The following is a 16912-nucleotide window of genomic DNA, read 5'->3' on the forward strand; positions in this document are numbered from 1 at the left end:
AAGCAGGTGCGGATCGCCGAGATCTATTGTGCAGCAGGCACTTGCTCGCGCACATAATTCGCGAGAGTCCCGCCTGCATCAGCGGGCTCGAAACCGACGGCCTGAACCTTGGCTAGATCCAAAACACTGTTGGCCGGTCGAGGGGCGGCAGGTTTCGCAGCGTCGACGAAGTACTGCTCGGTGGTCACATCCGTCACCCGGTTGGGATCATGGCCAGCCAATTCGAAGGTCCGCCGCGCGACCTCAGCCCACGTCATCACCGGACCGGAGCCCGTCACGTTGTACGTGCCGTACGGGGCGCGCGTCTCGATCAAATGCCGGATCGCTCGTGCGAGTTCAGAGGTGAACGTCAGCCGGCCGTGTTGGTCGTTGACGACAGACGGGTTCACCCCACGTTCGGCTAGAGACAGCATGGTGCGCACGAAGTTGTGGCCGTCACCAATCACCCACGAAGTCCGAAGGATGTAGTGCCGATCCACGGTCGCCACGGCAAGGTCGCCCGCCGCTTTGGTTTGGCCGTACACACCAAGCGGTGAAACCGGATCGTCCTCGCGGTACGCCCTCGTGACGTGGCCGTCGAAGACGTAGTCGCTGGAGACGTGTACCAGCGTGATGTTGTTGTCGGACGCAGCGCGCGCCAGCGCGGCCACACCGGCGACGTTGGTGGACCACGCCGCCGCACGGCCTTCCGGCGTCTCGGCCGCGTCAACACCCGTGAAGGCGGCGGCGTTGATGATGGTCTCGTATTCGCGCCAGCGGCGCGCGGATTCGATACCGGGGGCAGTGAGATCGATATCGCCGCGTTCGGCGAATTCAACGCTGGGGGTGTCGGCGAACACCTCACGAAGTGCCCGACCCAGCTGACCACCGGCACCTAGGACCAGCGTTTTCCGCGGCGGAATCGGCTTGACGTCGGCCAGGCGCGGATGGTCGCGATCCTTGGCTGACATCTCGGCCTTATCGAGCGGGATTGGCCAGTCGATCGCGGCCGTCTCGTCTGCCAGGTTCACAGATGTGTACTGGGCATCAGGTGAGTAGTGGTCGTTGACGAGATACACGTAGACGGTGTTGGGTTCCAAGGTTTGGAACGCATTGCCGACGCCGCGGGGAACGAAAACCGCCCGGGACGGGTCGATTTCGGTGCTGAACGTCGTGCCGAACGTGGGGCCGGCTCGCAAATCGACCCAGGCAGCGAAGCCGCGTCCGGTCGCAACCGAAACGAACTTGTCCCACGGTTCAGCGTGAATTCCGCGGGTCGTGCCCGCCGGACCGTTATGGGAGATGTTGTTTTGCACGGGCTTGAAGTCGGGCAGGCCGAGCGCGACCATCTTTTCGCGCTGCCAGTTCTCCTTGAACCACCCGCGATTGTCCGCGAACACCGGCAATTCCCATATCACCAGGCCAGGTATAGGAGTCTCGTTGGCGCGCAGTGCTTTTGGAGATTCAGTCATTGTCGTAAGTTCTCTCACTGGCCCAGGCGTGCGTAGAAACTCTCGGTGGCATCCTTGGCCGGGGACCACCAGTCTTCGTTGTCGCGGTACCACTGAATCGTCGCCATCAAACCCTTCTCGAAGTCTTGATATCGCGGTCGCCAGCCGAGTTCGTCCCGCAGCTTGGTGGAATCGATGGCGTACCGCAAGTCGTGGCCGGCTCGGTCAGTGACGTGGTCGTACGCGTCGGCCGGCTGGCCCATGAGGGTGAGGATCAACTCGATGACGGTCTTGTTGTCCTTCTCACCGTCGGCACCGATCAGGTACGTCTCGCCGATACGGCCCTTGTCCAGGACGGTCAGCACCGCCGAGGAGTGGTCATCGGCGTGAATCCAGTCCCGCACGTTGCGGCCCTCGCCGTAGAGCTTGGGGCGGATCCCGCGGAGCACGTTGGTGATCTGTCGCGGAATGAACTTCTCCACGTGCTGATAGGGACCGTAGTTGTTGGAGCAGTTCGAGATCGTCGCGGCCACACCGAACGACCGAACCCACGCCCGCACCAGTAGATCGCTTCCCGCCTTCGTCGACGAGTACGGAGACGACGGGTTGTACGGCGTCTGCTCGGTGAACCGGCGCGGGTCGCCGAGTTCCAGGTCCCCGTACACCTCGTCGGTCGAGATGTGATGGAAGCGCGTGGCGTGCTTGCGCGCGGCCTCCAGCAGGGTGAAGGTGCCCGCGAGGTTGGTGTGCAGGAACGGCTCGGGGTCCGCGAGTGAGTTGTCGTTGTGCGATTCGGCGGCGTAATGCACGACCGCGTCGGCGTCGGCGAACAATTCGTCCACCAGAGGGACATCCGCGATGTCGCCGTGCACGAAAGTCATTCGGTCTTCGGGCAATCCGGCGAGAGAGGCGCGATTGCCGGCGTAGGTGAGCTTGTCGAGCACCGTGACGTGATGGTCGGTGTGGTCGATGACGTACCGCACGAAATTCGAGCCGATGAAGCCCGCTCCACCGGTGACGAGAAGTCGCGACATCAGCGTCCTCTCTCCAGGAGGTTCAACAGATAGTTGCCATAGCCGGACTTCACCAAAGGCGTGGCACGTTCCCGTAATTCGTCGTCGCTGATCCAGCCCTGCAACCAGGCGATCTCTTCGGGAGCGCCGATCTTCAGCCCGGTGCGCCGTTCCATGGTGCGCACGTACTCGGCGGCGTCGGTCATCTGGTCGAAGGTGCCGGTGTCCAGCCACGCGGTTCCGCGGGGCAGCACGTGCACCTGAAGGCGCTCCCGCTCGAGGTAGCAGCGGTTGACGTCGGTGATCTCGTACTCGCCGCGGGCACTGGGCTTCAGGCCCTTGGCGATCTCGACCACGTCGTTGTCGTAGAAGTACAGACCCGGGACGACGTAATTGCTCTTGGGTCGGTCGGGTTTCTCCTCGAGTGAGATGGCCAAACCGTTGTCGTCGAATTCGATCACGCCGTACGCGGACGGATCCGCCACCCAGTAGGCGAAGATCGCACCGCCGTCGATGGTGGTGAACCGTTTGAGCTGGCTGCCCAGGCCGGGCCCGTACAGCAGGTTGTCACCGAGCACGAGGGACACATTGTCGGTGCCGACGAACGTCTCGCCGATCGTGAAAGCCTGTGCCAGACCGTCCGGAGACGGCTGCTTGGCGTAGGTGATCGACACTCCGAAGCGCGATCCGTCACCGAGCAGGCGTTCGAAGCCCTCCGCGTCGTGGGGCGTCGTGATCACCAGGATGTCGCGAATGCCGGCCAGCATCAGCGTCGAGAGCGGGTAATACACCATCGGCTTGTCGTAGACGGGCACCAATTGCTTCGACACACCCAGGGTTATCGGGTGCAGACGCGTGCCGCTCCCGCCCGCCAAGATAATGCCCCTCACGCGACCAATCGTGACACACAGCGAATTTGCGTTCGCAGAGAGACGCTGGTCCCGACGGTTGAGCGCGATCAGGCCGCGGCCGGCTCAGAATCCTGCGAGACGTCCGCGTCGTCGGCGTCCTGCGCATCTTTGATGGCCCCGGTGGGTTCGGGCTTCGTCGTGAGGCCCTCAGAGGGCTCCGGGCTCGGCGCGGTGATTTTCTGCACCGCGCCGTTCCCGGCATCCTTGGGCGTTTCACCGGACTGGTTCGGCGAGGCATTCAACGACACGCTGCGACCGTTCGCGTCGATCCGGTTCTGTGGGAGGTTGCTCTTGAGCTGGGGGGCCATTTGTCCCTCGGGATCCTTCTTGACCTCCGGATCCTTCACGGCAACCAGGGCGTTGCCGTCGGCCGGGTCGGTCATCTTCTCCTCCACGATTTCCGGGTCGGAGATCGGGATGGGCTCGAGCACGGCCCCCGGCAACTCCTCACCCTCGATGACCTCGCCCGCATTCGGGTCCGTGATGATCTCGCCCTCGGCCGGATCGGTGATGGCCGGGTCTTCCGCGCCTGCAGTCAGCGCGAGTTCTCCGTTGCCGGTGACGGCGAGCACCGTTCCCTCGGCGTCTCCCCGCGCGGCGAATCGCCGCAGATTGTCGCCTTGATTCTCGCCGGCATCCGCCAGATTCTCGACCTCATTGTCCAGCGAATCGTCCTCATCCGACCCAGGCGCGAGCGACGTGGTCGCCGGTTCGGGCGTGATCTCAATCGGCTTCGGCGCCAGCGACGGGATGAAGTTGCCAAGGAAATTCACGACGCCCTGGAACACAGCCGGAATCATCCTGAGCACCAGCGTGATCGGGTTGAAGAACGGGATCAATCCGATCGGGGAGTACTGCCCGAACGGGATGTTGCGGTTGTATCCGGTCTCCTCGATGAGCACCTCGAGTATCGGTTCCCAAAAATCTGCGATCGGCTTGCCGATCAATGGGATGGAGTGCAGCGGGCGCACCAGCGGAAGCACCTTCGGCCTGACGGTGTAGTACGTCGTGTCGCTGTTGGGGAGTTTCTGAATCTGGACGAGGTCCGGGTGCTTCTCGGGGTAAGTGGTGAGCTCTTTCCACTCGGCGACGGTGTATCCGGCGGGAGTCTCGCCAGGATCACTCTTGCCGTTGATCGCGAGGTAGGTGCCGTGGTCGTAGTAGAAGCCCATGACCGAGTTGAGGATGGCAAGCGGGTTTAGCAGGTACTGCGGGAAGTCCGCGATGCCCTCCCACCGAATAGCCCAGTCCTTTGTTTCGAAGGGTGTGTTCGTCGGCGTGGGCTGACCGGTCGTCACGTCGAGAATCGGGATATGTCCCAGAATTCCGAACCGCGACAGGATGCCGCCGTTTGGGCGGTTCGGGTTGCCGATATAGACGAATTCGATGGAGTCCGCGCTATCGACCAGATCTTTCCACTGTCCGCTGGCGAACTGCATCTTCGAGATGGTGACCACGCGCGACCCCTGGGAATAACCGGCGATCACGAGGTCGCCGTCGTACCCGGCGCGCTCCATCGCCGCCAACACCTCATTCAGGTTCTTCACGCCATCGGCCACGGATACGTCAAACTTTTCGCATCGACCCGGGTCGCACCAGCCCGGCAACGGTATCGGCCAGAACGATGCGAAGTAATCGATGCCGTCCAGCTGGCAGTTGTTGGCGACGGTGCAGTCCGTCCGCTTCATGTAGTAGTCGCGGTAATTCGGCATGTAGTCGGTGACGTCGTTCGCGTTCGGCGTTCCCGTTCCCGGAACGATCAGCGCGGTCGTGGCGGCGAGGCTGACCGCCGCCAGCAGCGCGGTCGCGGCGCTGAGGACGGCAGCGCTCAGCAGGCCTAGCAAAGAGAGAAAGACGACCCGAATGCACTTACGCATGGGTCAACTTTCACACAGGAGCAGCGCCAGCGACGACGAAACAGGCGAAGTTCGCCGAGGGATTTTCGGTTGGCCAGTTCGCTACTCGCCCAACGCAGCCGTCGTCCCCGCTGCGCCGCCGACGACGTGGACTTTCCCGAGGCGTCGGTCGGTGATCTCGAGCCGACCGAAGAACGGGCCTTGAGTCGCTTAGCGCAACTACCAGCTACCGATCGCCATCAGTCGGGCGAAGCGCCCCCGAGGGTGTTCTCGGCTCAATGGCCCTACGTCGTGGCGCAAACCCGCGCCACGGGTTTGCTCAGGCCTCGGCGAAGTTGCGCGTCACCGACGGATCGACCGGAATGCCCGGGCCGGTCGTGGTCGAGATGACGATCTTCTTGAGGTAACGGCCCTTCGACGACGACGGCTTGGCCCGCAGGATCTCGTCGATCGCGGCGCCGTAGTTCTCCGCCAGCGCCTTCTCGTCGAACGAGGCCTTGCCGATCACGAAGTGCAGGTTGGCCTGCTTGTCGACGCGGAAGTTGATCTTGCCGCCCTTGATGTCGGACACGGCCTTGGCGACGTCGGGCGTCACGGTGCCGGTCTTCGGGTTCGGCATCAGGCCACGCGGGCCCAGGATCCGCGCGATGCGGCCGACCTTGGCCATCTGGTCGGGAGTCGCGATCGCCGCGTCGAAGTCCAGCCAGCCGCCCTGAATCCGCTCGATCAGGTCGTCGCTACCGACGGCGTCGGCACCCGCGGCCTCCGCGGCCTCGGCCTTGTCGCCGACCGCGAACACCACAACGCGGGCGGTCTTACCGGTGCCGTTCGGCAGGTTGACGGTGCCGCGCACCATCTGATCGGCCTTACGCGGGTCGACGCCCAGCCGGATCGCCACCTCGACGGTCGCGTCCTGCTTCTTCGATCCCGTCTCCTTGGCCAGCTTCGCCGCCTCCAGCGGCGTGTACAGCCGGCTGCGGTCCACCTTCTCGGCGGCTTCGCGGTATGCCTTGCTCGTCTTGCTCATTTGTTTCTCCTAGTTGCTGAGTTGTGGTCTGTGATGAACGCTCTTCGCGCGAGCGCTCATCGCCGGGCCGCAGCTGGCCCTCCCACGAGGATCGGTCGAACTACTCGACCGTGATCCCCATCGACCGGGCGGTGCCGGCGATGATCTTGGCGGCCTGATCGATGTCGTTGGCGTTCAGGTCTTCCTTCTTGGTCTCGGCGATCTCGCGCACCTGATCCCAGGACACCTTGGCGACCTTGGTCTTGTGCGGCTCGCCCGAGCCCTTCTGCACACCGGCGGCCTTCAGCAGCAGCTTGGCCGCGGGCGGTGTCTTGAGGTTGAAGGTGAAGCTGCGGTCCTCGTAGACGGTGATCTCCACGGGGATGACGTTGCCGCGCTGGTTCTCCGTCGCGGCGTTGTACGCCTTGCAGAACTCCATGATGTTGACGCCGTGCTGGCCGAGCGCCGGACCGACGGGCGGGGCGGGGTTGGCCTGCCCGGCCTGGATCTGCAGCTTGATCAGCCCGACGACTTTCTTCTTCGGGGCCATTGGTGTGGTGTTTCCTCTCTCGGTTCTCTGCGATTTGTGCACGGTTTGTTGCGCCGCCGAGCGCTCCTAGACGTGCCCAAATCGCCGGGCTTAGATCTTGGCGACCTGGTTGAAGGTCAGTTCGACAGGTGTCTCGCGGCCGAAGATGGACACCAGCACCTTGAGCTTCTGCTGCTCGGCGTTGACCTCGCTGATCGACGCGGGCAGCGTCGCGAACGGGCCGTCCATGACGGTGACCGACTCGCCGACCTCGAAGTCCACCTCGATCGGCGCGCGCTCGATGCCCCCGGCCTCCGCGGCGGTCGCACCCGCGGCGGCGGCGGCCTTCCCGGGCTTCTTCGCCGCGGCGGGCGGCAGCAGGAACTTCACCACGTCGTCCAGCGACAGCGGCGACGGCCGCGACGTCGCACCGACGAAGCCCGTCACACCCGGCGTGTTGCGCACCGCGCCCCACGACTCGTCGTTGAGCTCCATGCGCACCAGGATGTAGCCGGGCAGCACCTTGCGGTTGACCTGCTTGCGCTGACCGTTCTTGATCTCGGTGACCTCTTCGGTCGGCACCTCGACCTGGAAGATGTAGTCGCCGACGTCGAGGTTCTGCACGCGGGTCTCGAGGTTGGCCTTCACCTTGTTCTCGTAACCGGCGTAGGAGTGGATGACGTACCAGTCGCCCGGCTTGGTCCGCAGCTCCTTCTTCAGCGCGACCGCCGGATCCTCTTCCTCGGGCTCGACTTCAGCGGCAGGCGCTTCACCGGCCGCGTCGTCCGTGGTGGCCGCCTCGTCGCTCACGGCGTCACCGGCGACGTCGGCGTTCTCGGTCGCCGGGTCGGTGGTCGCGTCGGTCGTCGCGTCCGTCGTCTCGTCGATCAGGTCAACGCTGTCGGCCGAAGGCGTATCGCCCTCGAAGCTAGTCACTTGTCAGTCCTCTCGAAGTTCTCATCCGTCGCGCGTACTCGTCAGCCGAACACCAGCGAGACCAGCTTGGCAAGGCCGAAGTCGACGCCGCCGATCATCGCCAGCATGAAGGCCAGGAACAGCAGCACCACGCCGGTGTAGGTGGCCATCTGCTTGCGGTTCGGCCAGATCACCTTGCGCAGCTCGGCCACGACCTGCTTCAGGTAGTTCCAGACGAACAGGAAAGGGTTCCGCGACGGTCCGTCGGCGCGCTTCTTGGCGGCCTTCTTCGCGGTGCCCGACCCGTTCTTGGTGGGTGACGCCGCGGTGCCGGTGGACAGGTCGACGGCTTCGCTGGCGTCTTCGCCGGCGGCTGCCCGACGGGTCCGCTTGCCCGACGGACGGGTGGGTCGGGTCACGACGGCGCCACGGCCGTTTTCGGTGTCGGAGCCGGCATCGTCGTGCTCGTCGCTCACCGCATGCTCCCTTGTCTGGTCATCTGGTTTGTGGGTCACCTTCCAGTGTCCACACTTGTCGAGTATTCAGTTGAGCAGGGGCGACAGGACTTGAACCTGCAACCTGCGGTTTTGGAGACCGCTGCTCTGCCAGTTGAGCTACGCCCCTTCAGAGTGGCACTGCGAAAGGCCACCCGTTCGGGGCTCACACAATTCGCGCGCTCCCCGATCGGTCGATCTTCAAACCGACGGACAGCGCGCTGGACTGGGAAAACCCCGAGGACCGAGTGTAGCGCGCCACCCGTCCGAGTTACTAATCCACCGGCGAGCCGGTCATCGGGCTTCGACCGGCAAGCCGGCGATCAAACGGACGCCTCGCCGTTCACGCTCTCGGCGCCATCGGGATCCTCGACCGGATCGTGGACGACGGGCTTGCGTACGACCTGCCCCGTCTCCGGATCCCAGCCCGCCGAGATCGAGTTGTCGCCCTCGTGGCCCATCAGGGTGGTGAACGACTCCATCACGAGCACGCCGTTCTGGTCGATCAGCATGTTGCGGGTGGTGACGATGTCGGCGCCGAAGCGCTCGTCCACCGACTGAATCTCCAGCGTCCCGGTCAGCACATCACCGGCCTGGATCGGACGATGGAACTTGAACTTCTGGTCCACCTGCACAATCTGCATGGTCTCGAAGCCCACATCGTTGTGCTGAAAGAAATGCCGCTGAATCATCACCGCGAAGATCGACATGAACGTCGGCGGGGCGATGAGCCCGTCGTGGCCCGACGCCTTGGCCGCCTCCACGCTGTGGCTCTGCGGATCGTGGGCCTTGACGGCGTTCGCGTATTGGCGAATCTGTTCCGTGCCGACGTGATAGGGCTCCGGGTACTTCCAGACCATTCCCTTGATGTCGATTTTGAGAGCCACGGCTACGCCAGCTTCGCGACGGCCACCGCGCGGCCGAAGATCTTCTTGCCCCCGGTCGTTGCCGAGAGCGCGATGGTCACCGACTTGGTCTCGGGTTCAACGGATTTCACGCGTCCGTTGAAGACGATCTCCGCCCCGATGCCGTCGTTGGGCACCGGCACCACAGCGGTGAACCGCACGTTGAACTCGGTGACCGCCGCCGGATCGCCGACCCACTCGGTGACGTACCCGCCACCCAGGCCCATGGTCAGCATGCCGTGCGCGATTGCGGTGTCCAGGCCGACCTGCTTGGCGATGTCGTCGTCCCAGTGGATCGGGTTGAGGTCACCCGACACCCCGGCGTAGTTGACGAGGTCCTGCCGCGTCAGCGGAATCACCTTCTCGGGAAGCTCGTCGCCCTTCTTCACCGAGGCGAACTCACGCAGTGGCATCTGAAAAACCCTCTTCTCCGTCACCCGTCCGACCCGCCAGGGTCGTGAACGTCTCCTGCACCACGTCACCGGCTTGGTTGGTGACGATGTTCTTCAACACGACGATGTCGGTGCCATGCGCCTGACGCACGGAGTCGACCTGCACCTCGCAGTAGAGCTTGTCGCCCGCGAAGATCGGCTTGAGGTACTTGATCACCTGGTCGACCTGCACGATCTTCGCGTCTTTGATTCCGACGCCTGCGTGCTCGAAGAACGATATCTGCGCCATGTACCCGAGGACGCTCATGAATGTCAGCGGTGCGGGCAGCGCCTTGTGGCCGAGTTCGGCCACGACATCCTCATCGAAGAACGCGGGATGGTCGTTCTTCACCGCGACCGCGTATTCGCGAACCTTCTCGCGACCGACGACGTAGTGGTCGGGGTAGCGGTATTGCATCCCGACGATGCGCTCGGACAACGACACAGTTAGTGAACCTACCTACCACCCGGGCGACGCCTACGGGCTGACTCGTCTTAGCGCGATTCCTTATGCGGCTGGTGCTTGCCGCAGTTCGGGCAGAACTTCTTGATCTCGAGCCGGTCCGGGTCGTTACGGCGATTCTTCTTGGTGATGTAGTTGCGGTGCTTGCACACCTCGCACGCCAAAGTGATCTTCGGCCGTACGTCGGTACTGGAGGCCACGGTTCTTCGTCCTTCGTTTACGCGTTCGATGCTGCCTGTAGCGGTGGGGGGGCTCGATCCCCCGACCTCACGATTATGAGTCGTGCGCTCTAACCAGCTGAGCTACACCGCCCCGGGATCCGGGCGGATGTCCGCCCGCTCACCGAGCCCCCTAACGGAATCGAACCGTTGACCTTTTCCTTACCATGGAAACGCTCTGCCGACTGAGCTAAGGGGGCCTGCCTACCTCGAGGTTCGCGCACCGCGGCGCGAGCCTTAAAGAGGGTACATTCTCGCCGATTGCCGCGCCAAACCGCTGATCACCGCAACCGTTACTGTCCGACTCTAGTCGGACAGTGATAGGACGGAACAGTGACCGAACCCGGCGCGACCCGTGTAGCGGTGTACCTCGACTTCGACAACATCGTGATCTCGCGGTACGACCAGATCCACGGGCGCAACTCGTTTCAGCGTGATAAGGCTGCGGGCTTTCACAAGAATCCGGGTCGGCTGACGCAGGCAACCGTGGACGTCGGCGCAATCATCGACTACGCGTCGTCGTTCGGCACGTTGGTGCTGACCAAGGCCTACGCCGACTGGTCAACCGACGTCAACGCCGACTACCGAGACCAGCTCGTCGGGCGCGCAGTCGACCTGGTGCAGCTGTTCCCGGCCGCCGCGTACAGCAAGAACGGGGCCGACATCCGACTCGCGGTCGACACCGTCGAGGACATGTTCCGGCTGCCCGACCTGACCCACGTCGTCATCGTCGCCGGCGACTCCGACTACATCCCGCTCGCACAGCGGTGCAAACGCCTCGGGCGCTACGTCGTCGGCATCGGCATCACCGGATCGATCAGCCGGTCGCTGACCGCGGCCTGCGACGAGTATGTCTCCTACGACGCGCTGCCCGGCGTTCCGGCGGTCAAGACGGAAGCCCCGAAGCGGCGACGCACCAAGGCCGACGCCGAGCAGGACGCAGAACAGCCCGATCCGCAGGCCGCCGGGACCGCGCTGCTCGAGCGGGCGCTGCGCATCGCGCACGGCAAGGACGACTCCGACTGGCTGCACAATTCGGCGGTCAAGGCTCAGATGAGGCGCATGGACCCGTCGTTCTCGGAGAAGTCCCTCGGGTTCAAGTCCTTCAGCGACTTCCTGCGCTCGCACACCGACCTGGTCGAACTCGACGAGAGCAGTACCATCCGCATGGTGCGGCTGCGCAGCCAGGACTGAGTCCCGAAATCCGGGCCCAGATACGCTGACGGTCATGGCTTCGGATCGGCTCTACTTCCGTCAGTTGTTGTCCGGTCGCGACTTCGCGGCCGGTGACATGATCGCCCAGCAGATGCGCAACTTCGCCTACCTGATCGGCGACCGCGAGACTGGTGACACGGTGATCGTCGACCCCGCCTACGCCGCAGGCGATCTGGTTGACGCGCTGGAGGCCGACGGCATGCGGCTGTCCGGCGTGTTGGTCACCCACCACCACCCCGACCATGTCGGCGGTTCGATGATGGGTTTCGAACTCAAGGGGCTCGCCGAACTGCTCGAGCGCACGAGCGTGCCGGTGCACGTCAACCAGCTTGAGGCCGACTGGGTTTCGAAGATAACCGGCATTGCGCGCAGCGAGCTCACCTCGCACCAGCACGGCGACGTCGTCAAGGTCGGCGACATCGACATCGAACTGCTGCATACGCCCGGCCACACTCCGGGCAGCCAGTGCTTCTTGCTCGACGGGCGGCTCGTCGCCGGTGACACCCTGTTCCTGGAAGGGTGCGGACGCACCGACTTCCCCGGTGGCAACGTCGACGACATGTTCCGCAGCCTGCAGGCGCTGGCGAAACTGTCCGGCGACCCGACGGTGTTCCCCGGCCACTGGTACTCCGCCGAGCCCAGCGCCTCCCTGTCGGAGGTGCGCCAGACCAACTACGTCTACCGGGCCAGCAACCTCGACCAGTGGCGCATGCTGATGGGCGGCTGACTCGCCGGTACCGGTCTGACGTGCGAAAAGCGCCGGTCAGAATGCTGCTGCGCTAATCTCCCGTTTGCTCGGCGCCTATCGGGAGGATCGCCTGCGAGACCACCCACCCCCGCAGGCTGGTATCCCGACCCCGACGGCGCTGGCGGCCAACGGTATTGGGACGGTTCGACGTGGACCGAGCACCGTTCGCCGGACCCGACGTCGCAGCCCGCAGAGCCGCCGTCGGCCATCGAACCACGGATGCGCGCCGAACCGCGCTCCAACGACAACCGCACACTGCTCACCCGCTACCTCGCCGTGTGCGGCGCCCTGCAGAAGCTGCACGCCGGAAACACCGTCTATTCCATCGACGACGAGGCGATGTTCTATGTGGGCGGCGGATTCGTCGAGATCGATTCCGGCGCCGAGGCGCTGGTCGGCCTCGCCTACGACGTGCCGACGGGAACGGTGCCTGGCTTCATCGAGGTACACGCCGATCCGTTGAGCCCGGGTGTGCAAACCCCGTTGACGTAGCGTTCCGACAGACTAGCCGACATGGCGGACACGCTCTATGCCGACGTCTCGGAATGGCAGGCCGGAGTCGACGACAGCTATCAGTACCCGGTGTTGTGCATCCGCTCCAACGATGGGACGTATCGAGATCGTCAGTGGCGCAACAACTACGACTGGTGCCGCCGCAGTGCCGACGACGGGCGTCTGACATTTTTCCTCGTGTACTTCGTGTGGCGACCGAACTGGCGCGAGACTGTGGCCACGTTCCGCGACCAGGTGGGCACTCCGCACCCGAGGATGGCGGTGATGCTCGACGTCGAGTCGTGGGGCGGCCAGATCCGCGGCGACCGCTCGGCGGAGATCAACGCCAGCTGCCGCGAGATCGGCGCGTTCGTCGGCAGCACGGCGAAGGTGATCGGATACGGCAACGTCGGCGACTTGAACACCCTGTGGCCGCACAAGCCGCCGGGGCTTCGGGTCGTGGTCGCCGCCTACGGATACAACCCTCCGTATCCCGGAAAGGTGGCGCATCAGTACACCGACGGCACCGGATATGGCGGCGGTCTACCGGAGGGTGCGCCACCGTTCGGCAACTGTGACATGAACTCCGCCGACGGTTTGGCGCCCGACGTTTTCGCAGGTGCTTGCGGCATAACGGTTAAAAGGCGCGAATTTCTGGACAAGATGGCCGCACGGGGGCAAACTTGTAGACCCTAGCGTCAATTATTCGGGCCGGGGGCCAAGATGAAGAAGCTAGTGCTGTGCTTCGACCGCACTCGTGGCTATCCCGACCCTGGAACCGCGACGAACGCGCATCGACTCATTCGTCTGCTCGACGACGTCTCCGACCAGCTCATCTGGTACCACCCGGGAGTCAGGGCGAACTCCGGGATGACGCTGCGGCCGTTCAGAGCCGCGGCCGACGACGCTCGCGGCGCCATCGCCGAGGCGTATCGCTTCCTGGTCGACAATTGGGAACCCGGCGACCCGATCTATCTGTTCGGCGTCGGTCGCGGCGGTTACTGCGCCCAGAGCCTGACCCGTTTACTGGCCACCGTCGGGGTGCTTCCGGAGCTGACGGATTTCGTGCTCGGCGCGTATGCCCTGCCCCGGACCGGCCGCGACCAGCAGGACTGGACGCGCGTCACACAAATCGCCACCGAGTTGGAGCAGCAGCGCGAAATCCCCGTCGCCGTCCGGTTTTTGGGCATCTGGGACGCGGTGAGCATCCCGGGCTTGACGCACCGGTCGATGCCGGCCCCGATGCCCAACGTCGAATCCGGCAGGCACGCGGTCGCGATCGACGGGCGCCCCGGCGAACGGTTGACGACCTCGGCGTCGGAGCGCATCGAGGAGGTGTGGTTCCGCGGCGCCCACTGCGACGTCGCCGGAGGGCCGGGGGCGTGCAGATCGCTGGCCGACATCAGCTTCGACTGGTTGATCGACGGCGCGCTGAGCGCTGGGCTGGCGATTTCCGAGGAGCGCACGGACACGCTGCCCGCACCCGGTCAGTACGACGCGCTCGCCGAAACCGCCCACACGATCTCGCTCCGCAAGCTCCCCGAGGAGGCGGCCGTGCACTCCAGTGTCGAGTTGTACCTGCGCGAGCATCCGCAGTATTGGAAGCGCTTACCGGCCCGCGTGACGTGGTCGGACCGCGACTGGGCGGCACGCGGTGAGCGACTGGTCAGTCCGAGGGGCGCGACGGCCGAGAAAGCGATGGCCGACATCGGGTTCGCAGCGTCGTTCGGCGAGCTGGTCAGCAATACCGCGGAGTTGAGCCCAGCGAGCCGATCCTGACCAATTACGCCGGTCAAGATCGTCCGCAGCGGGCTTTCTAATCGACGCCCACGCCAAATTGGCAAAGGGTGTGTGATCCGCGGCTGCGTGATATACAGCGGTGCGTGGATGCGGATGGGGTTCTCGGCCTCTCGGCCGGCATGTGGACGGCGCTGGCCGCCTGGCTCGCCGTCGTGGTGGGAATCGCCGCCCTGGTTTATGCCTGGCGGCAGTATCAGCGGGGACGGCGGCAGAGCGAAGAGCTCATGGCGCCCAACGTGGCGATGTTCATGGAGCCGGCGGCCAACGACTGGCATCTGATCGAGCTCGTGGTCAAGAACTTCGGCCGGACACCGGCCTACAACATCCGGTTCGACTTCGCGCATCCGCCGACGGTGGCCAAGTACGAGAACGTCTACGACGACCGTTATGTCGACATCGCGCCGCTGAACCTGCCCGCCGAGATCCCGTATCTGGCGCCCGGACAGGAATGGCGCATCGTCTGGGATTCGGCGCTGGACCGTCGCGAACTCGGCGAGGCCATCGCATCCCGGTTCGACGGCGCGGTCACCTACTACGACCGGCAGGGGCACGCCAAGAAGAAGGGCTCGCACCACCGGTACCGGTCCACGGCGGTGCTGGACTGGTCGACGCTGCATCCGGTCGAGCGGCTGGAGCTGTTGACCACGCACGACCTCGCCCGCCAGGAGAAGCAGAAGCTCGAACTGCTGCGTCATCTGCTGACCTACTACCACTACGCGGCGAACGAGAGCCGCGAAGACGTCCTGCGCCAGGAGATCAACCGCGTGCGGTCCTCGGTCGACGAACTTCGCGATCGGTACCGCACGGAAACCGAAGGCCCGCAGCGCACACGGCGCAACGGGGCGGTCCCCGGTCGGCCGGTCGACATCGACGCCGAATTCGAGGAAGCGCACACCCAGATCCTCAAGACCAACACGGCGCGGCACCGTATCGCGTGACAGCGCCGAGATAATGGCTCTTGGCAATCGTATCGATGTTTCGTAACATCGATCCGATTAGCCGTACGCATTCAAAGGAGAAGCGATGAGCAGCCTCGTTGGCTATGAACTGAACGAGTCGGTCGCCACGATCACGCTGGACGACGGCAAGGTCAATGTCCTCGGCCCGGCCATGCAGACCGCGATCAACGAGGCGCTCGACCGCGCGGAGAAGGATGCCGCCAAGACCGTCGTGCTCGCGGGCAACGGGCGCGTGTTCAGCGGTGGTTTCGACCTGACCGTGTTTCAGTCCGGCGACGCGCAGGCGGCGCTGGGGATGCTCGCGGGCGGATTCGAGCTCGCGGTGCGGTGCCTGACCTTCCCGGTGCCGGTGGTCATGGCCGCGACGGGCCCGGCCATCGCGATGGGGTCGTTCCTGCTGCTGTCCGGGGACCACCGGGTCGGTCAGCCGAAGACCCGCTGCCAGGCGATCGAGGTGGCGATCGGCATGACGATCCCGGTCGCCGCGCTGGAGATCATGCGATTCCGTCTGACCCCGGCGGTCTATCAGAGGGGTGCGGCGCTGGCGTCGACATTCGCCGGTGACGAAGCCGTCTACGGCGGGTGGCTCGACGAGATCGTCGAGGCCGATCGCGTGTTGACGCGGGCGCAGGAGGTGGCCACGGAACTGGTGAACACCGTGCACACCGGCGCGCACGTCGCGACCAAGCTGAAGGCCCGCGAGTCCGCGCTTGACGTCATTCGGGCCGGAATCAACGGGCTGGCAACCGAATTCAGTCTCGGATAGGAAGCACGATGCCGAGGGCGAAGCAGCGCACGCCCGAGCTGAGGGACCACCTGCTCGAGGTGGCGATCGCGACGTTGTCCGAAGACGGGATCTCGGGGTTCACCACGCGCCGGGTCGCCGAGCGGGCGAGCACGTCGGTACCCGCGGTCTACGAGCTGTTCTCCGACAAGGCGGGACTGCTGCGGGCGATGGTCTTCGAGGGCTTCCGGCTGCTGGGCGCCGAACTGGAGACGGTTCCGCTGACCGAGGATCCACTCGCCGATCTCGAACGGCTGGTGCCGGTCTTCCGGTCGTTCTGCCGGTCGTATCCCCGGCTCGCCCAACTGATGTTCGCGCGGCCGTTCGCCGAATTGGAGCCTGGGCCCGACGAAGCGGCGGCAGGCGCCTCGGTGCGCGCGGTATTCACCGGCCGGATCCAGCGCTGCGTCGACGCGGGGCTGCTGGCAGGTGACGTCGCCGACATCGCTCACGTGCTGCTGGCGCTCGCGCAGGGGCTGGCGGTCCAGGAACTCGGGCGGTGGCTGGGTTCGTCCGCGCCGTCGATCGAGCAGCGGTGGCGACTCGGCGTGCGCTCGCTGCTGGCGGGGCTGCGCCCGGCCCTCCCAAGCGATTTGTGAGTGATTTCGTTCGCTCAGTGGCTGTTGCGAAATGCCGATGGATGTCCTTTGTGTTGGCCGGTGAGCACGAAACGATGAGGTATGGCTCGTTCGTATCGTCCGGTGGTGCGCGATCAGGAGTTTTTGCTGCCACCGAATATGGCT

Annotated in this window: 20 protein-coding genes, 3 tRNA genes and 1 pseudogene; 9 read left to right on the forward strand and 15 right to left on the reverse strand. The window is 64.8% G+C overall.

Annotation, left to right across the window (positions count from 1 at the left end; all coding sequences use genetic code 11):
* Window positions 1-23: 23 nt before the first annotated feature.
* From CEX87_RS13625 to CEX87_RS13695, 15 genes are all read right to left on the reverse strand, one after another.
* Window positions 24-1451 (reverse strand): sugar nucleotide-binding protein, encoded by a 1428-nt coding sequence (locus tag CEX87_RS13625; protein WP_094287704.1) that lies wholly within the window; start codon window positions 1449-1451, stop codon window positions 24-26.
* Window positions 1452-1465: 14 nt separating this feature from the next.
* Window positions 1466-2464: a dTDP-glucose 4,6-dehydratase gene (rfbB, locus tag CEX87_RS13630; protein WP_094287706.1), complete on the reverse strand. Its 999-nt coding sequence runs from the start codon at window positions 2462-2464 to the stop codon at window positions 1466-1468.
* Window positions 2464-3333: a glucose-1-phosphate thymidylyltransferase RfbA gene (gene rfbA / locus CEX87_RS13635; protein ID WP_067393206.1), complete on the reverse strand. Its 870-nt coding sequence runs from the start codon at window positions 3331-3333 to the stop codon at window positions 2464-2466. Before rfbA ends, rfbB begins: the two co-directional genes overlap by 1 nt.
* 68 nt (window positions 3334-3401) lie before the next feature.
* Entirely contained in the window at window positions 3402-5231 is a 1830-nt protein-coding gene (locus tag CEX87_RS13640) for a PE-PPE domain-containing protein (protein WP_067393204.1), read from the reverse strand.
* A 298-nt stretch (window positions 5232-5529) separates the two neighbouring features.
* Complete coding sequence (gene rplA, locus CEX87_RS13645) at window positions 5530-6237, reverse strand: 50S ribosomal protein L1 (protein ID WP_064345536.1); 708 nt, start codon at window positions 6235-6237, stop codon at window positions 5530-5532.
* Window positions 6238-6337: 100 nt separating this feature from the next.
* Window positions 6338-6766, reverse strand: a complete 429-nt coding sequence (gene rplK, locus CEX87_RS13650) for a 50S ribosomal protein L11 (protein ID WP_059101294.1) — start codon at window positions 6764-6766, stop codon at window positions 6338-6340.
* Window positions 6767-6856: 90 nt separating this feature from the next.
* Window positions 6857-7681, reverse strand: coding sequence for a transcription termination/antitermination protein NusG (gene nusG / locus CEX87_RS13655; RefSeq protein ID WP_064415462.1), 825 nt, complete (start codon window positions 7679-7681; stop codon window positions 6857-6859).
* Window positions 7682-7722: 41 nt separating this feature from the next.
* Entirely contained in the window at window positions 7723-8136 is a 414-nt protein-coding gene (secE, locus tag CEX87_RS13660; RefSeq protein WP_064345533.1) for a preprotein translocase subunit SecE, read from the reverse strand.
* Between the two features lie 75 nt (window positions 8137-8211).
* A tRNA-Trp gene (locus CEX87_RS13665) sits at window positions 8212-8284 on the reverse strand.
* 193 nt (window positions 8285-8477) lie between these two features.
* Window positions 8478-9041, reverse strand: coding sequence for a (3R)-hydroxyacyl-ACP dehydratase subunit HadC (gene hadC, locus CEX87_RS13670; RefSeq protein ID WP_094287708.1), 564 nt, complete (start codon window positions 9039-9041; stop codon window positions 8478-8480).
* A 2-nt stretch (window positions 9042-9043) separates the two neighbouring features.
* The gene (gene hadB, locus CEX87_RS13675; protein ID WP_064415459.1) at window positions 9044-9472 is read right to left on the reverse strand and encodes a (3R)-hydroxyacyl-ACP dehydratase subunit HadB; all 429 of its coding nucleotides are present in this window, start codon (window positions 9470-9472) and stop codon (window positions 9044-9046) included.
* Window positions 9459-9935: a (3R)-hydroxyacyl-ACP dehydratase subunit HadA gene (hadA, locus tag CEX87_RS13680; protein WP_094287710.1), complete on the reverse strand. Its 477-nt coding sequence runs from the start codon at window positions 9933-9935 to the stop codon at window positions 9459-9461. The genes hadB and hadA overlap by 14 nt, the downstream gene beginning before the upstream one ends.
* A 50-nt stretch (window positions 9936-9985) precedes the next feature.
* Window positions 9986-10153 carry a 50S ribosomal protein L33 gene (rpmG, locus tag CEX87_RS13685; protein ID WP_059101288.1) on the reverse strand — a complete coding sequence of 56 codons (168 nt, stop codon included), beginning with the start codon at window positions 10151-10153 and terminating at the stop codon, window positions 9986-9988.
* A gap of 38 nt (window positions 10154-10191) precedes the next feature.
* Window positions 10192-10265, reverse strand: a tRNA-Met gene (locus tag CEX87_RS13690).
* Between the two features lie 33 nt (window positions 10266-10298).
* Window positions 10299-10371, reverse strand: a tRNA-Thr gene (locus CEX87_RS13695).
* Window positions 10372-10504: 133 nt separating this feature from the next.
* On the opposite strand from CEX87_RS13695, the gene CEX87_RS13700 reads away from it, so the two are divergent.
* From CEX87_RS13700 to CEX87_RS13735, 9 genes and pseudogenes are all read left to right on the forward strand, one after another.
* The gene (locus CEX87_RS13700; protein ID WP_064400185.1) at window positions 10505-11365 is read left to right on the forward strand and encodes an NYN domain-containing protein; all 861 of its coding nucleotides are present in this window, start codon (window positions 10505-10507) and stop codon (window positions 11363-11365) included.
* 34 nt (window positions 11366-11399) lie between these two features.
* Window positions 11400-12113 carry an MBL fold metallo-hydrolase gene (locus CEX87_RS13705; RefSeq protein ID WP_064400186.1) on the forward strand — a complete coding sequence of 238 codons (714 nt, stop codon included), beginning with the start codon at window positions 11400-11402 and terminating at the stop codon, window positions 12111-12113.
* A gap of 108 nt (window positions 12114-12221) precedes the next feature.
* Window positions 12222-12332, forward strand: a pseudogene (locus CEX87_RS27910) (DUF2510 domain-containing protein); the annotation flags it as partial.
* Between the two features lie 21 nt (window positions 12333-12353).
* Window positions 12354-12626 carry a hypothetical protein gene (locus CEX87_RS26960; protein ID WP_099459192.1) on the forward strand — a complete coding sequence of 91 codons (273 nt, stop codon included), beginning with the start codon at window positions 12354-12356 and terminating at the stop codon, window positions 12624-12626.
* A 21-nt stretch (window positions 12627-12647) separates the two neighbouring features.
* The gene (locus CEX87_RS13715) at window positions 12648-13322 is read left to right on the forward strand and encodes a hypothetical protein (RefSeq protein ID WP_064400188.1); all 675 of its coding nucleotides are present in this window, start codon (window positions 12648-12650) and stop codon (window positions 13320-13322) included.
* Between the two features lie 27 nt (window positions 13323-13349).
* Window positions 13350-14405 (forward strand): phospholipase effector Tle1 domain-containing protein, encoded by a 1056-nt coding sequence (locus tag CEX87_RS13720; protein ID WP_064400189.1) that lies wholly within the window; start codon window positions 13350-13352, stop codon window positions 14403-14405.
* A gap of 140 nt (window positions 14406-14545) precedes the next feature.
* Window positions 14546-15364: a hypothetical protein gene (locus tag CEX87_RS13725; protein WP_094287712.1), complete on the forward strand. Its 819-nt coding sequence runs from the start codon at window positions 14546-14548 to the stop codon at window positions 15362-15364.
* Between the two features lie 85 nt (window positions 15365-15449).
* Window positions 15450-16151: a crotonase/enoyl-CoA hydratase family protein gene (locus CEX87_RS13730; protein ID WP_094287714.1), complete on the forward strand. Its 702-nt coding sequence runs from the start codon at window positions 15450-15452 to the stop codon at window positions 16149-16151.
* 8 nt (window positions 16152-16159) lie between these two features.
* Window positions 16160-16768: a TetR/AcrR family transcriptional regulator gene (locus CEX87_RS13735; protein WP_064419559.1), complete on the forward strand. Its 609-nt coding sequence runs from the start codon at window positions 16160-16162 to the stop codon at window positions 16766-16768.
* Window positions 16769-16912: the final 144 nt, after the last annotated feature.

The organism is Mycobacterium lehmannii (assembly GCF_002245535.1).
Lineage (GTDB): Bacteria > Actinomycetota > Actinomycetes > Mycobacteriales > Mycobacteriaceae > Mycobacterium > Mycobacterium lehmannii.

Excerpts from the sequence above, each read along its gene's own strand:
- hadB (WP_064415459.1), bottom strand. The coding sequence starts at position 9,472 with ATGCCACTGCGTGAGTTCGCCTCGGTGAAGAAGGGCGACGAGCTTCCC.
- CEX87_RS13625 (WP_094287704.1), bottom strand. The coding sequence starts at position 1,451 with ATGACTGAATCTCCAAAAGCACTGCGCGCCAACGAGACTCCTATACCT.
- rplA (WP_064345536.1), bottom strand. The coding sequence starts at position 6,237 with ATGAGCAAGACGAGCAAGGCATACCGCGAAGCCGCCGAGAAGGTGGAC.
- CEX87_RS13705 (WP_064400186.1), top strand. The coding sequence starts at position 11,400 with ATGGCTTCGGATCGGCTCTACTTCCGTCAGTTGTTGTCCGGTCGCGAC.
- CEX87_RS13730 (WP_094287714.1), top strand. The coding sequence starts at position 15,450 with ATGAGCAGCCTCGTTGGCTATGAACTGAACGAGTCGGTCGCCACGATC.
- rfbB (WP_094287706.1), bottom strand. The coding sequence starts at position 2,464 with ATGTCGCGACTTCTCGTCACCGGTGGAGCGGGCTTCATCGGCTCGAAT.
- CEX87_RS13725 (WP_094287712.1), top strand. The coding sequence starts at position 14,546 with ATGTGGACGGCGCTGGCCGCCTGGCTCGCCGTCGTGGTGGGAATCGCC.
- CEX87_RS26960 (WP_099459192.1), top strand. The coding sequence starts at position 12,354 with ATGCGCGCCGAACCGCGCTCCAACGACAACCGCACACTGCTCACCCGC.
- rplK (WP_059101294.1), bottom strand. The coding sequence starts at position 6,766 with ATGGCCCCGAAGAAGAAAGTCGTCGGGCTGATCAAGCTGCAGATCCAG.
- CEX87_RS13640 (WP_067393204.1), bottom strand. The coding sequence starts at position 5,231 with ATGCGTAAGTGCATTCGGGTCGTCTTTCTCTCTTTGCTAGGCCTGCTG.
- CEX87_RS13735 (WP_064419559.1), top strand. The coding sequence starts at position 16,160 with ATGCCGAGGGCGAAGCAGCGCACGCCCGAGCTGAGGGACCACCTGCTC.
- CEX87_RS13720 (WP_064400189.1), top strand. The coding sequence starts at position 13,350 with ATGAAGAAGCTAGTGCTGTGCTTCGACCGCACTCGTGGCTATCCCGAC.
- CEX87_RS13715 (WP_064400188.1), top strand. The coding sequence starts at position 12,648 with ATGGCGGACACGCTCTATGCCGACGTCTCGGAATGGCAGGCCGGAGTC.